The sequence below is a fragment of the Bombilactobacillus sp. ESL1202 genome (assembly GCF_058107125.1).
The window spans coordinates 921636-936663 of record NZ_CM176590.1 but is presented as its reverse complement, the minus strand read 5'-3'; the positions used below and the strand labels follow the sequence as shown (position 1 = coordinate 936663).

The 15028-nt window shown below is 33.4% G+C and carries 13 protein-coding genes, 1 pseudogene and 1 other annotated feature; of the genes and pseudogenes, 6 read left to right on the top strand and 8 right to left on the bottom strand.

Going from position 1 to position 15028, the window contains the following annotated elements:
* Positions 1-136: 136 nt before the first annotated feature.
* Positions 137-553, bottom strand: coding sequence for a helix-turn-helix transcriptional regulator (locus tag AC3B7A_RS04100; protein ID WP_489756453.1), 417 nt, complete (start codon positions 551-553; stop codon positions 137-139).
* Between the two features lie 259 nt (positions 554-812).
* Here AC3B7A_RS04100 and AC3B7A_RS04095 point away from each other — a divergent pair, with 259 nt between their 5' ends.
* Positions 813-1076: a helix-turn-helix domain-containing protein gene (locus AC3B7A_RS04095; protein ID WP_489756452.1), complete on the top strand. Its 264-nt coding sequence runs from the start codon at positions 813-815 to the stop codon at positions 1074-1076.
* A 160-nt stretch (positions 1077-1236) separates the two neighbouring features.
* Here the strand turns inward: AC3B7A_RS04095 and AC3B7A_RS04090 are convergent.
* Positions 1237-2288: pseudogene (locus tag AC3B7A_RS04090) on the bottom strand (IS30 family transposase).
* Positions 2289-3112: 824 nt separating this feature from the next.
* Between AC3B7A_RS04090 and AC3B7A_RS04085 the strand changes: the two are divergent.
* Positions 3113-6655 carry a pectate lyase-like adhesive domain-containing protein gene (locus AC3B7A_RS04085; RefSeq protein ID WP_489756451.1) on the top strand — a complete coding sequence of 1181 codons (3543 nt, stop codon included), beginning with the start codon at positions 3113-3115 and terminating at the stop codon, positions 6653-6655.
* 246 nt (positions 6656-6901) lie between these two features.
* Positions 6902-8176, top strand: a complete 1275-nt coding sequence (locus AC3B7A_RS04080; protein WP_489756450.1) for an ATP-binding protein — start codon at positions 6902-6904, stop codon at positions 8174-8176.
* A 114-nt stretch (positions 8177-8290) separates the two neighbouring features.
* On the opposite strand, the gene AC3B7A_RS04075 is transcribed toward AC3B7A_RS04080, so the two are convergent.
* Positions 8291-8623, bottom strand: coding sequence for a type II toxin-antitoxin system PemK/MazF family toxin (locus AC3B7A_RS04075; RefSeq protein ID WP_489756449.1), 333 nt, complete (start codon positions 8621-8623; stop codon positions 8291-8293).
* A 3-nt stretch (positions 8624-8626) separates the two neighbouring features.
* A complete protein-coding gene (locus AC3B7A_RS04070; protein ID WP_489756448.1) occupies positions 8627-8890 on the bottom strand; it encodes an AbrB/MazE/SpoVT family DNA-binding domain-containing protein in 264 nt (87 codons plus the stop codon).
* 215 nt (positions 8891-9105) lie between these two features.
* Positions 9106-9342: a binding site (T-box leader), on the top strand.
* 111 nt (positions 9343-9453) lie between these two features.
* Between AC3B7A_RS04070 and asnA the strand changes: the two genes are divergently transcribed.
* A complete protein-coding gene (gene asnA / locus AC3B7A_RS04065; protein WP_489756447.1) occupies positions 9454-10461 on the top strand; it encodes an aspartate--ammonia ligase in 1008 nt (335 codons plus the stop codon).
* A 118-nt stretch (positions 10462-10579) separates the two neighbouring features.
* Complete coding sequence (locus tag AC3B7A_RS04060) at positions 10580-11149, top strand: NAD(P)H-dependent oxidoreductase (protein ID WP_489756446.1); 570 nt, start codon at positions 10580-10582, stop codon at positions 11147-11149.
* Between the two features lie 149 nt (positions 11150-11298).
* On the opposite strand, the gene AC3B7A_RS04055 is transcribed toward AC3B7A_RS04060, so the two are convergent.
* From AC3B7A_RS04055 to AC3B7A_RS04040, 4 genes are all read right to left on the bottom strand, one after another.
* Entirely contained in the window at positions 11299-12039 is a 741-nt protein-coding gene (locus AC3B7A_RS04055) for a LytR/AlgR family response regulator transcription factor (protein ID WP_489756445.1), read from the bottom strand.
* A gap of 11 nt (positions 12040-12050) precedes the next feature.
* Positions 12051-12851: a GHKL domain-containing protein gene (locus AC3B7A_RS04050; protein ID WP_489756444.1), complete on the bottom strand. Its 801-nt coding sequence runs from the start codon at positions 12849-12851 to the stop codon at positions 12051-12053.
* 526 nt (positions 12852-13377) lie between these two features.
* Complete coding sequence (locus AC3B7A_RS04045) at positions 13378-13689, bottom strand: hypothetical protein (RefSeq protein WP_489756443.1); 312 nt, start codon at positions 13687-13689, stop codon at positions 13378-13380.
* 191 nt (positions 13690-13880) lie between these two features.
* The gene (locus tag AC3B7A_RS04040) at positions 13881-14333 is read right to left on the bottom strand and encodes a ThiF family adenylyltransferase (RefSeq protein WP_489756442.1); all 453 of its coding nucleotides are present in this window, start codon (positions 14331-14333) and stop codon (positions 13881-13883) included.
* Positions 14334-14591: 258 nt separating this feature from the next.
* Here AC3B7A_RS04040 and AC3B7A_RS04035 point away from each other — a divergent pair, with 258 nt between their 5' ends.
* Positions 14592-14987, top strand: coding sequence for a hypothetical protein (locus tag AC3B7A_RS04035; RefSeq protein WP_489756441.1), 396 nt, complete (start codon positions 14592-14594; stop codon positions 14985-14987).
* Positions 14988-15028: the final 41 nt, after the last annotated feature.

Here is a 15028-nt window from a genome sequence, read left to right as displayed (position 1 = left end):
ATGTAAACGTTTTTTACGGATGTACTAAACAAATTTCTAAATTATGTGCTTCATCAAACAATTGTTTTGCAATATTGGCAACCGAAGAGGTAGTTAGTTATAAAAGCTAGCACTTGATTTGTTAACCAATGATAGTTTAAACAAAATTATCTAAAAACCAAATTAAACCGCCAAAGCCGAAGATCATAATTAAAATTATTACCCAAAAATAATGAGCTAGAAATTCCCAGCCATTATTGATCGGACGGTAATGCCAAGAAAATTTTGTCGGTGACTGTGATTTACTAGCAGATTGATCAATCATTTGGTGAAGTAGTTGTTGGGCAGCCTGCTCAATTTTGTCATTGATAGCTGAGCCAAAGAGTAGCTCTTCAGTTGGCACTTTTAAAAAGTCTGCAATATTTTGAATTTTATTGAGATCGGGCGTTGCTTCTTTTAACTCCCACTTGGAAATAGTTTGTCGGGTAACCTTTAACCCTTGAGCCATTTGTTCTTGTGAAATATTTTTTTCTTTTCTGAATTTGAAAAGTTGGTCGCCAAATTTAATTTTCATTTCTTGAGCTCCTTATCCTGTTTTAACTTTAATATAGCTAAAAAGAGCGAGGGCTACCAGCAAATTTCGTTTGGAATTTGCGCAATTTTAAGTGGACGGACGCAATTCTTAAGCATTAACGGCAGAAGCGATTTTTAAAACGAGCAAGGAAACACGTTCTTTTAAGGACGTGATGAATTGCTCCGTGTTTAAATTTTAACTGTTTTGTAAATATCTATGGCTTATAATTAATTTATTAAACCAAGGGTGGTGCAAGATTGTGGTGCTCAAAGCTGTTAAACTAAAAATCTATCCTAACCAAACACAACGGCAACAAATTATTGAAAACTTTGGTGCGGTGCGCTTTGTTTGGAATCAAATGTTAGCGATGCAACAAGAACGTCACAGTAATGGTGGCCAATTCGTTAAGACCTTTGGCATGAATTATTTGGTTAAACAATTGAAACGAGAATATACATTCTTAAAGAGCGCTGAAGCTACTAGTTTGTTGAATGTTAATAAAAACCTCGGAACTTGCTTATGAGCGCTTCTTTCACAAGCAAGCTCGTTTCCCCAAGTTCAAATCTAAGCATTATGCCAAGCAAAGTTATACTTACAATAATGTTACGTAAATTGCAATAATAAGTTAGCCACTTTCTAAAAATCCTATAGATAAAGTGTTTCGGTAATCATTCAGTTCTAATTTAAGTCATTTGTTTTTGCTGGGCTTTTCTTAACTCTCTTTGGAAAGCAACTGCTGGTGTTTGATAATTAAGCAATCGGCGTGGTAAATTGTTGAGTCTATCTTCTACTTCTTGAACTTGAAGCGGGTTAACCAAGTCTAGCGATTTGCTCTTAGGAAAATACTGACGAATCATATTGTTATGACGTTCATTGATTCCTTGTTCACAAGAAGTGTATGGATGTGCATAATAAGTATCTGCAATCCCTGCAAGAACCACATCTAGAGAACTAAACTCTGTTCCATTATAGCTGTAACTGACTTCATAATCGTTCCTAATTTGGCAGTGATTTGTTGCAAGGCATAATTAACAGAATCAGCGTCCTTACCATCAATTAAACGAATCAGTTCAAAGCGTGTTTTACGCTCAGTTAGCGTCAAAAGGACACTTTCGTGTCCTTTTCTTTTACCAATAACTGTATCGATCTCAAAGTTTCCAAAGTCTTGGCGTTTGTCAATATATTTAGGCCTTTGATCAATACTAAGACCCTTGAGTCGCCGATGTTGGTGTGATTTGTGCTGTTTGGTTCGGAGTTTAGTTTTCATAGCTAAATCCAAATTTCTAACCTCTAACAATTGCTTATCAATGTAATTATAGAGAGTCTTGGTGCAAATCATTTCATCTGAACTAAATAGTTGATTACTCTTGGCAAAGCCTACGGCGACATTTGGTGACCAATTATCTTGATAAAAATGTTCATCAAAGAATGATAGAAAATCGGTGACTTGCGTGAATTTCAAGGGACGGCTACAGTTATTACGATTATTTAAATACCGCTCCTGAGAAGCTTCAGGACTATAAATATAGAAGTAGTAGATCTTGCCGTTAACCTTTTTAACTTGCTTAACTTTACCACGTTGCAGTTCATTATTAATAGTTTGATGAGAAACACCGAGTTGTCGAGCGATGGCTCTAGCATAGTAGCCCTGTTCATGTAAAGTGGCAATTTTGCCACGTTCCACCTCAGATAAATGCTTTCCTTTGCGGCGAGATGTGTTAAGATATTCATACACCAAGATAAAATCCTCTTTTCATATTGTTGTGGAAACTTTAATGATACCGGATTTTTATCTTGGTGTCTTTTTATTTTTTAAGTGGCTAACTTAATTGTAAAACTTACGCAAAATAAAGAATCAATTTAGTCAATAAAAAAATAAGAAATTACAATATTTTTTATTGTGAGCTATAATACTTAGTTTTAAACAACTTTAATCTTAATTGTCTAAGATTAATCAATAGATAATTTTAATTGATTGTTAAAATGTAGATTGTTAAGGGATAAATGTGAGAATTATGTTCTGTTAGTTGGTTTTCTAACTTGGATTTATTGAATTAAATAACTTCAAGAAACCTAGCTCCAGCAATCATATAAAGCACTTAAAAAGTGATTTTCTGAGAAAAATTCTTATATTTTTAATTTAGCATAAGCGGATTCCATTTTATTTTTATGAAAACGCTCTCTAAAAAACCTAAAAAATTATGAAAAATCCTAGTTTAAAATCTATCATTTTTACAAAACATTATTAATTATTATAAAAAACATTTGTGTTTTAAATTAAATATCTTTTGTGATTGCTTAATTTTTAATCCCTTGAAAAAGTTTATATTGATTAGATATATTTTGCCTTTAAATTATAATTTAGCATTGGTTCTCAATGGTATTTTTTTAAAAAAAATTAAAATTTATCTATCTTTTTGAATTTGTAAAAAAACAAGAAAAAAATCTAATAATAGCCTTGAATTTATCATCGTATAAGATAAAATGTCTCATTAGTTAAAAAATGGGGAATTAACATTATGGGGAAATAATGAATAATTTATACGGGGATAAAAAATTATGAATAAATTATTAAAAACAGGTTTGCTCACTTTGGGGATGAGTTCAATGCTTGTTTTTACACAGAATTCTGTTCAAGCGGATACTATGGGGGAGCCAATGGATCCGTGGACAACTTTGACAACCAATGGGGGATTGCCAAACGGTGCGACTTCTGATCAAGGATTAACAGCTTCAGGAGTTAATAGCTTAACAGAACCAAATTCAATCTTCAGAGCAAAGGGAAAGGGGGATCCTGAAACAACTGCCAAGGAGTTGAAAGAATTAAAAGATATGCAAACTGCTCATCAAACTGACCTTGATAATAAAAAGGCGATTAATGCCAAAATAACTCCTAAAGTAGCTCCTACTGATACTAACAGTGACGCTACTATTGCATGGGTGAGTAGTTGGGATGAGTTACGGAAAGCTTTAGAGAGTACAACTATTACTAAAATTATTTTTACTCAAAATATTTCAAGTACTGACAAAGTGGTTAATGCAGCTAATCCAGCACCAAAGGTTACGACGGACAAAACGATTGATTTTAATACGTACGATTTGCAGACTGATCAAGCCGGGGTGGCGGGATTAGCATCGACAACAATTACGTTAGCTAGTGGAACAACCACTTTGTTAGATGCTAAGTTGAATACAAAGACGTATGATAATTCAAGTAGTACAACTTTAACGTATGCTTTTACTTCAACAGGTGGTAGTTTAACTTTGCAAAATACTTTACGAGATCCTAATAGGGTACCACCAACTGGTAGTCAAGCTGATGATGAATATTACAATAATACTTTAATTCGTGGAGGATTATTTACTTCTGACAATAAAATTACTACTCCGATTAAATTGGTTTTTGATCATGTTAACTTAAACTATACAACTCCAGATAATTATTACTCTTCTAGTGACTCTACTACTTATACTAGTAGTGATAATTACAATATTGTTATGACTGGGACAGCGGATAATGATTTGACTTTTAAAGATAGTACCGTTCATGAAGAGACTAATTTATTTATTTACTATAATCGTGCAAATGTTACTGCTGCTAAACCAGCAATTGTACGTCATACCAATTTTGATAATACTAACTTTGAATCAACTCAAGCGGCTGTTGAAAAAGAGAATTCTACTGATGTTAAGCCAGTTTTTACTTCACAGAATAACCAATTTCTTAACTCAGATAATACCATTGGAGTTCCTACAAATACTTCACCTATGAATATTAATTTTACTAATCACTCTTCACTAAATATGAAACGAATTTGTGTAGCTGATTTGTGTGGCTTATTTAAAATTTATGGTGAAGATTCGACTTTTAATATCTCTAATCAGTCTAACGTTGATATTAAAAATATGTCCGGGACGGCTATTGTTGTTTCGGGGGAGAACAGTAAGTTTGATATTGATGGTAGTGCTAATACTAAGGAAGATCCTATGAGTTTTAATGCCACGCGTGGATGTTTACCATTAGGCACTTTTCAAAATAATTCTCCAATTAGGTTTGCTTTGTCTGGCGGTATGCAATTTGAGCTTTTGGGCCATGTCAATGCTAATGTTGAAAATGATATTACTACAACCAGTGGTCCAGGAATTAGATTATTTGGTGGTAATAATGGGATTTCTGTCTCCAAAGGAGCAGAGTTTAACGTTCGAAACAATACTGTTGATAACGTAAAAAGTCCTTCAACTTCTTCAGCTTCGGGTGGACAGGCATTGTTTTACACTAGTGGTTCAGCTAATTCATCAAACTTTTTTAAATTGAGTGATCCCGATTCGCAAGTTCTATTAGATGCTAAAGGTGGTCCAGCTATTAGTTCCAGTGTTGATGTTGAAGTTAATGCGGGTAGTACTTCTAATGATACAGTTTCATTTGTTGCTCGAGGATTTATGCCAGAAGGTAGTATTTTCTATAGTTCGGCCAAGTTAACATTTACAATGCCAAATCCCCGATATTTTGATTTTGAAAATCGAAGTAATGTTGCGGGGGCTGTTAATTCTGCAGGTAAGCCCGTTCCCTCTACTTCTAAGAAGAAATCTAAGTTATTTTACGGCTCCAGTGCTAATGCGAAAGCTAGTACATTTAGTCATGGTGAATTGCCACTGCAGGTTTGGTCCAATGCAAATGCGGATGGAAGTGATCTAGATGTTGAAAAAGATAATCCTACAAAGGATTGGCATCATATTGGTGCGTCTTATAGTTCAACCAGCTCGGCTGTTAATACATTTAATAAAGCAACTTCAACTGCAGCTAGTGCACCTGATGATAAGGAATCATTTGACGATTTTATGACAAACAATCTCGGTTTATCTCAATTAGCGCGAATGACAGCCAATATCCAGCCAGCTAAGGTTGATTGGATGCGTGACGAAGCTGGCCATGTTGTAGCGCCAACTAATGCAGATAAATATTTTTGGCTACAAGCAAAAATTCCGACAGAAAATGACTCTGAACGTGATGCATATGATGGTGAAGTTCATGTAGAAGTTCAAATTACATTACCGAACGGAACGATTAAAAATGTGGAAGCTACCTCGATTGGTAAAACTAATGACTATTATAATGGTGCTGATAAGACTGACTATGGTTTAATTAAAATTCCAGTGGACAATAACTTCTTACAAACTGGCTCTACTATTAAAATTATGAAAGTTTGGCGTAATGGGGCAAATGACACCACCGAGGGGGCAATTATTTCCGAGCAAGGGACAGATTTTAATACTGATACGCAAACTGTTATTGATAAAACACCGCCAACACCGGCTCAAGCTAAAACTGCTAAATCTAATTTGACGCCTGAAGGTAGTGAAGATAAGATTACTTCCGCAATTGTGCCAACAACCAATACTGTTTCGGGGACAAGTGACGAACCTGGAGCGAAAGTTTCTTATCGCGTCATTCATGATCCGAGTTTAGGCTTACCAGATACTGAATCTACACCTGAACAAGCAACTACAGTCGGTCCTGATGGTAAATGGACTTTGAGTGGTATTAGTGGTTTGGTTGATGGTGATCAATTACAGATCATCTTGACGGATACTAATGATAATGCTAATCCGAAAGCGGAAACTAATTATCATGATGCTGTTTTTGCTGCAGCTGCAACGATTCCAGTGAAAGGTCTTCTAACTTTGAATGTTCCTGATCAACTAGACTTTGGACGCCAAATTTCACAGGATCGACGAAATATTCCAATTTCACAAATGTCAGGTGATTTAAGTGTGACTGACACCTATCACAAAGAAAAAACTTGGACCGTTTCCTTACAGCTGTCTAATGATTTAGCGAATGCAATTGGTAAGAATGGGTTAAATATGTATTATGGTAATCAAACTAGTTTACCAATTACTACCGCTGCAACACCGGTGGAGACACACCCGAATCAAGCTGTAGATAACACGTTTAAAATATCTGATTTGTGGACTACTTCTAATAGTCCGATGAGCACCATGCCCAATGGACCTTATCTAAAAAATGAGGGACTTGATAAGCTTTCAGCAGGTGCTTATCAAGGTTCGGTTGTGTGGACATTGACCAATAGTTTGACTTAAAAAATAAAATAGTGTGACATGCAGATATTGTGTTACTAAGGATCTATTTTATCAGTATTAAAAAATGATTATTTTACTTTGATTTATCAGCTTTTCAATAAAAATTTCGGAACTACGATACTTTTTCTAAGGAAATTGTGTCGTAGTTTTTTGAATCGAAGTAAAAATTGTATAATATAAAGTGTAAAAATTGTACAGTAGCGAGTGTAAAAATTGTATAATGTTGAATTTAAAAGGAGAAAAATTATGTATGATCCTAGAATAATTGATCAACCTTTGAAAAATATTTTGATTGAATTACCTGCTGTCTTAGTTGAGGGAGCAAAAGCGGTTGGCAAGACAGAGACTTGTTTACAATTTGCTAAAACAACCTATAGTTTGGATAATGAAACAGAAAAATTGTTACTCACAAATGACCCAAACGTCATTTTAAAGGATAAAAAGCCAACTTTGCTAGATGAATGGCAATACGCACCTGAGCTGTGGACTTTTGTTAGACATCAAGTTGATAATGGTGTCTCCAATGGTAGCTTTTTATTTTCAGGGAGCAGTATTAGAACAAATTCAAAAATTCATGGCGGAGCGGGGAGAATTGTTAGACTGAAACTACGTCCGTATTCAATTCAAGAACGGCAAATGTCTGACAATTATATTCACATCAATGAATTATTTAATTTTTCCAATGAAAGTAGTGTCCATGGAGTCACTCAAAAAACGCTTAGTGATTATTTAGATGAAATTTTTAAATCGGGTTTTCCGGGGATTCGGAAAAGATCTCAGAAAGCGCGGGAACTTTTATTACAAAGTTATATTGATAACATTATCGATCATGATTTTTCTGAAAACGTATTTAAAGTTAGAAAACCTGCTAGTCTTTTGGCTTGGTTAAAATCATATGCAGCCTCTATTGGTACTACTACAAAGTTTCAAACCATTATTGATGCGGCAACTGCTAATGGTGAAAGTTTGAATCGAACCACAGCCAATGATTACCGCGAAGCTTTGGAAATACTTTATATTATTGATGAAGTACCGGCTTTCTTGGGAGTAGGAAAACTGTATCCTAATTTAGCCAAGTCACCAAAACATTTTATGTTGGATCCAGCAATTGCTTTAAAATTATTAGGGGTTGAGCGTAGTCAGTTGGTAGATTATCACGTACCTAAACATATTGGTAAATTTAATCAAACTTTTATTGGACAATTGTTAGAATCATTAGTCTATCAAAGCTTGATTGTATATGCGGATGCTAATAAAGCTACATTATCGCACTTTAGAGATCATCGAGGATTTCATGAAATTGATTTTACTTTACAAAAAGGTAATTCATTGATCTTATTTGAAGTTAAAGCGAGTGCTAATGCAGCGTCAGATCAAGATGTTCGCCATCTTAATTGGTTCGAAGATTTGGTTCAAGATGAATTTAAAGTAACCAAGGTTTTGTTGAATACAGGTCAATATGCCTATACAAGGCAAAAAGATCAGGTTCATGTTTTACCGATTGCAATGTTAGGAGTTTGAAAACTAATTAAGAATAATGTCAATATAAGAAATAGTTATCTTCCAAGCTCAATTTTTTCTTTGAAAATAAAAAAATCGTCCCAGATTTTTCGGTGACGTATAAGTGAAACGCTTTTAATTACTTTGACCGTTTATAAATTCAAATAGGCGAATGATATCTGAATCAGTCAATTTTCCAACTGGTTTGTTTTTTAAAACTTTAGCAGGTGGAAGTCTAAATATTTTATGAGTATCAATATAGGATTGTTTATTTAAGCCTGCTTCTTTCCAATCTATGATTTTATAATAATAAGTTTTTTTGAAATAGGATGTTTGAGAATATTGAGAGGTAATCTTAAAGAAGCCAATTTTTTGGGCAGTAACTTGGATAACTAATGCTGGACGTGTTTTTGCTCCATTTGTATCTTCATAAAAAACATTAGCCACATAAATATCCATTGCTTTCATGCTTTAACCATTAACCATCCAATCATGGAATTCTGGAGATTTTTTAGGATCATAGTTTCCATTATCATCAAATTCAACATCTTCTACTGGTATATCTTTGATCAGATTAGACCAGTCTAAAGCCGTTGGCAATTTTTTCACGATAATTTGATCGCCCTTGACTTCAAAAGATATTTTGCTTCCTTTTTCTAATCCTAATTGTTTGCGAACAGAGACAGGTATCACCACTTGACCTTTACTGGATAAAACACTGGTTAACTGTGACATATGATTATCCTCCTAATTTGTTCGGATTATTTCTTACCTCTTACATTTTACGGTAAGAAATTATTTTTATCAATTTATTTCTGTAGTGTGATACTGTTAAATGATTTTTGGCCTCCTTTCTACTAACAGAAACAACCGGGATTCTAAATGTTAATCCATTTTTAATATATCTCTTGCAATTCTCATTTTTGGTGTTATAGTGATAATCATAAAAGCTAAAAGCATTGAGAAAGAGGAGTAAAGCAGTTGTCTTGAACAGTGAATTGGGGCTGGTGAGAACCCAAAACAAGTTAAGACTGTTTGAAAAACACTTTCGAGAGTTGTCGACCTGAAAATACTAGTTGAGTAAGGTTTGACCGGTGATGGATCGTTATCATCCACGACGTATGTTTGTACGTGTAGAGTTGGCTGTAAAGCAACTAGGGTGGTACCGCGAGTCTCTCGTCCCTTGATTGGGATGAGGGGCTTTTTTTAGTTTTTATTAATCTGTAAAAAATGATATTTGCTCTTGTAGTTGGAAGTTATTTGTATGTTGGCAACTTTATTTCAAGGAGGAAAGTGCTATGACCTTAATTATTCCACAAAATTATGATCCTAAAATGTCCGTTCGGGAAACGCAAAAAGCCATTCGTTATATTCGTGAAACTTTTCAAACTGAATTTGGGGCAGCCATGCACTTGGAACGTTTGAGTGCACCGATGTTTTTACCGCATAATACTGGTTTAAATGACAATTTAAACGGTGTCGAGACACCAGTTTCCTTTACCATGAAAGATTTACCTGACCAGTCGATTGAAATTGTCCATTCTTTAGCAAAATGGAAACGTGCGGCGCTCAAAAAATATGGCTTCCAAGAGCATGAAGGCTTGTATACAAATATGAATGCCATTCGTAAAGACGAGGATTTAGATAATTTCCATTCAATTTATGTTGATCAGTGGGATTGGGAAAAAGTCATCAAGCGTGAGGAACGCAACGTTGATACTTTGAAGCAAACTGTGCAGTTGATTTTTAAAGTAGTGAAACATTTAGAAGATGAAGTCTGGTATCGTTATCCAGAAGCCGTTTATCATTTGCCAGATGAAATTCATTTTATTACCACGCAAGAATTATTGGATCGCTATCCTAATTTGTCACCCAAAGAACGCGAAAATGCGATTTGCAAAGAATATGGTGCCGTTTTCTTAATGCAAATTGGGGACGAATTAAGCAATGGTGAAAAACATGATGGGCGTGCACCTGATTATGATGATTGGCACTTAAATGGGGATATTTTATTCTGGTATGAACCTTTGCAAGTGGCTTTGGAGTTGTCCAGCATGGGCATTCGGGTTGATGAAAAATCGTTACAAAGCCAATTGGAACACGAAAAAGCAACCGATCGGCTAAAATATCCATATCACCAAGGAATTTTGCAGAATGAATTACCATTAACCATTGGCGGCGGCATTGGGCAATCACGCTTATGTATGTTGCTGTTAGGCAAGGCGCACATTGGCGAAGTTCAAGCTAGCGTTTGGCCAACTGAGATGCGTCGACAATGTGCAGCGGCTAAAATTCAATTACTGTAAAAAACTAATAGATAGACTTTGGAGAATGATATCCAGTTCAAAGTCTATCTATTTTTATTGTAGTTTGCATTGTAGAATAATAAATATGAGATTGATTATAGATTAGAAAGGAAAACTAATGAAAATTCTACTTATTTACGCCTATCCTAATCATGAAGGATTAAATGCGGCCATTGAACAGACTGTTACGAAAAATATTAATCAAAAAAATCAAGTTAGAGAACTAGATTTATATGCTGAAAAATTTAATCCAATTTTGTTTTTTGATTCCAAACATCGAAGAAGATATCTTAATCAAGATCCTGAAACTGAAAAATATCGCGATTTAATTAATTGGAGTGATTATTTAATTTTTATTTTCCCAATTTGGTGGAGTTCGATGCCGGCAATTTTGAAAGGATTTATCGATCGGGTGTTCGCCAAAGGGTTTGCTTACTATTATCGTGGCTTATCACCAGTAGGAATGTTAACTGGCAAAAAAGCTTGGATTATTAATACGCACGACACTCCGTATTTATATGCGCAGTTTTTTCAATCAGACTATGGAAGAATATTAAAGCGACAAGTTTTAAAAATGTGTGGAATCAAAAAGGTTAAACATACTTCTTTAGCTTATGTGCGAGGCATTAAGCAACATAAAATAGATAACTTTTTACGAAAAGTTGCGCAATTGAGCTCAAAAATTTAATATAAAAGTTTTATTAAATCATTCACAAGAAGCTGAGACAAAAATAATTTTTCGTGAATTTTGACGAACGTTTTCTTCTTATTAGTGCTTCAAAAGTCAGAAGTTAGTACGCAACTTAATTAGCAACTTTTGTCCCAATATTAGACTGATTATTTAAAAGAGTTCTCAAGCCAATCTTCCGAAGATTTTAGTTTACGGCGCGAAACAGGACATATAGCTTGACTAGCTAAAACGACGACTTTTTGTTTTTTATCGAATTGCACTAAATAATCGGTATTAATAATGAACGATTTGTGAATACGTAAAAAATTATTGGGTAACCGTGATTCCAAATCTTTGAGATCGCTGTTAATAGTTTCTTGTTTATTAAGTTCATGAATTAATAGTTTATGATTGCCAAGAGTTTCGATAAATTCAATTTGTTTACAATCTAAGTAGAGTATTTGATCGGTAGTTTTGACCATTAAGACTTGCCGCTGCTTTTGTTGTTGTTTTAACTGGTCGTTTACTTTTGTTAAGACACGAACGACGTCGGTTTGTAATTGTTGTGGATTATCCTTCAAAATAAAATCCAATGCAGCAACTTGATATTTGAACGTTTCACGAGCTAACTCATCATGAGTTGTCACAAAAATAATAGCTCCCAAACTATCAAACTGACGGATTTTTGCCGCTAACTGAATGCCATTAAGCTGGGCTTTTAAATCAATATCTAAAAAATAAATATTAGGCGTGGATGCACTTTGTTTTAAGGAACTTAAGATTTTCTGGGGATCTGCGCTAGCTTGAATGATATGCATATCCAAATTTTCAATTAATAAATAATTGTTGATTATCTTTTTTAGTCTTAGTAATTGGCTATTGTCATCTTCACAAATATAAATATCCATTTTAATTCTCTTTATTTAGCAATCAATTTTTGAATAAATTTTTCCTGAGTGATTTCCGTTTGTAAGGTCAGATTGGAATAACGTTGGGTAATTTCTTTAATATTCGCTAAACCTAATCCCGAATGTTCCTGTTTCGTTGAAAAGTTAGCTTGATAAATTTGTTTTAGATTAATTTTAGTTTGATAATTATTTTTAATAATGGCAGTTAATTTTGTGGAATCAGCGTAAAAAAGAATCGTCATCAGGTTTTGCTGAGGATTTTTTGCAGCCAATCGGCTAATCTCTTCTAAAGCATTATCTAAGAGAATTCCCAAACAGCGCGTATAATCTAACAGCGAAATGTTTGGAGGAAATTGCGAGATCTCTTGGGCGACTTCTACAGTAACCTGATTTTTTAAACGCCCAATCTGCCCCAGTTTAACTGCTAGTAACTCTTTGATTTCTACAATTTTTAAATTACTTAAGGCGGATAAATTAAATAAGTCAGTAGTTTGTTGCAGCTGATTGTTATTAATTACCTGATAGAAATATTTTTTTAAACCTGGTAAATCCTGATTTTCAAGATAGCCAGTCATAATAGCTAAAATATTGAGGTAATCATGCTTGAATTTACGAAATTCTTGTTGGGCATTTTCTAGTGTCTTCAAATAAGCAACTAATTGTTGTCGATTTTCCTTTTCTAGTTGTAATTGGCGTTGTTGACTACGATCATGGCTCCAGAAAAAGAAAGTTAGGATGAATAAGCTACAAGTTGCTAAGAATAAGATACTAATTTGAGTGATCGCCTGATTGGTATTAATTGTTTGATTCATTAAGTAAAAATAAATATTAATGATGATCAAAGTAATAAGACTGATTAGTAACATTGTTAATTTATGTTTTTGAAGGACTAAGTAGGTATGTGATTTGTCAAAGCCCCAGTTTAATAAGCTAACGATTATCAAATCAGAAATGATTGAAATAATAACATTGGTGCTAATCCAATTTAAGTTTCTTTCCTGAAACAGATAAGAAATCTTGAGAAATTTGTAGATTAAAATCTCGCTTAATTGGCTAGTTATCAAAATAATCAAAAATGATAATAATAGAAAAAATAGATGTTGCAAGAGACTTTTTTGATAGAGTAAATAAATTCCGGAAAAAATCACCTCTAAAAAAAGTAAGATAATCAATGAGCCATTAATTTTTAACCAATTCAAACTAAACATTATGCCTGCTAGAAGACTAATGCTAACTAATAAAAGTGTTAAGAACTCTTTTATTGTTAACTTGATTTGAAAGAATTTGAGGTTTAATAAATATGTGAATGTATATAAAAATAAAATGATTAACATGGTGTTAGACCTGAAATTGATAGAAGTTTCGGTAGAGGTCACCGACAAAAGCTGGATGCGGTTTACTTAAAATGTAATCGTCAAAAATCATTTTAATGAGGGCAAAAGCACTTAAATAGCCGTTAAATATTCCGCCCGAGTTGTCACTTACATAATTTTTGGCATTGATAGTTGCTTGCTGATTTTGAGCTTGGTTCATTAAAGCTTGGTAATTGTTGATATCAATTAACGTATCATAATGCATTAAAAATGAGTATCCACCATAGGACATTTTCATGCTGGGATAGTGATTAAATAAATTATCAACGAGGTTCATCTGTAGGGCAAAGTCATCTGCACAGTTAATGAAATAATTTATTTTGGCTAGATTAACTAAACTATCTAATTGGTTAAAACTATCAATTTTTTGCGGGATAAATTTAATGTTGACTGTATCATTCAGATAACATTTTTCTTGAATGGTTCCTTTTAATTGATCTAAGTCAGAAAGCTGATAATTTTGAGCCGCTAAATTTTTTCGTTCAATTTATCAGGATCAATAATGATGAAATCCTTGATTCCTAATCTAGTCAAAATATCTAATAAGTAGCTGCCACCGGTGCCTAAACCAAGAATTAAAATGGAAACCTGATTTATTTTCTCAATATAATCACTGTAAGTTAATTGAGGGTAGCAATCTACAAAATTTTTGAGACGTTGATCTAATGGATCAAAATGGGGCGTGATTGGACAAATCCATTTTTGGGATTCAAAATAATTCCAAATATCGTAAAAATCCTGATCAGTTAAAATTTGTAATTTTTGACGCAAATCCGTTTGAGTCATGTCACGATTAAAAGCCCTGATGAATTGGAAAATTTTTTGATTACTTTGGGAATTAATTTCTTGCTCTAAGTAAGGATTTCCTTTATAAACAAATAGTCGTTTTTGGGAATCTAAATACCAACCAATTTTTTTCAAAGTATATATAATCTGTTTTTCCTTTTCTGATTAACCTTTGGGGTAAACTTTATTATTTATTTAAAATAATTCCAAAAAATATATTTAATAATTTGACAATAGTCTTTCTATTAATTACCTACTAATGATAATCGTATTTGAAACTAATGAAATAGTATGAATTTGACCGATAAAGTTTGAAATTAACCGTTTAGGAATTTTTTTCTATTGATTAAAAAAATCAATTATTATTGGTTTATGCCAAGGGAGGTGCAATGAATGAATTCCAAGACTAAAAAAACTATTTGGGGAACTGTGATTTTATTCATGATAATTTTAATTATTTTAGCAATGAATTTGATCTTACAGCGACCGTATCAAAGTTTTCAACAGAAAGTGACTTTAAAACAGCCAGTGAAAACTTTAGTAGTTAAAACTGGAGGCGCTGATTTACAAATTAATGTTCAGTCACGACCATTAAAAACGATTGGATTATCAGGCTATTTGCCAAAAAACACAATCCGTAATCAGAATTATTTATTGAATCAAGATGATAAGAATTTAACCTTTAATTTTGACAAAAACGCTCATAGTGTAGGCTTGATTGCAAATAAAAAATCCGGAAATCAAATTGACTTTATCAACGGAGCAATTAAATCAATTATCTTCTTTTAAAGTTAAAAGTGATGGTGGCAAAATCAAACTTCATAATCATT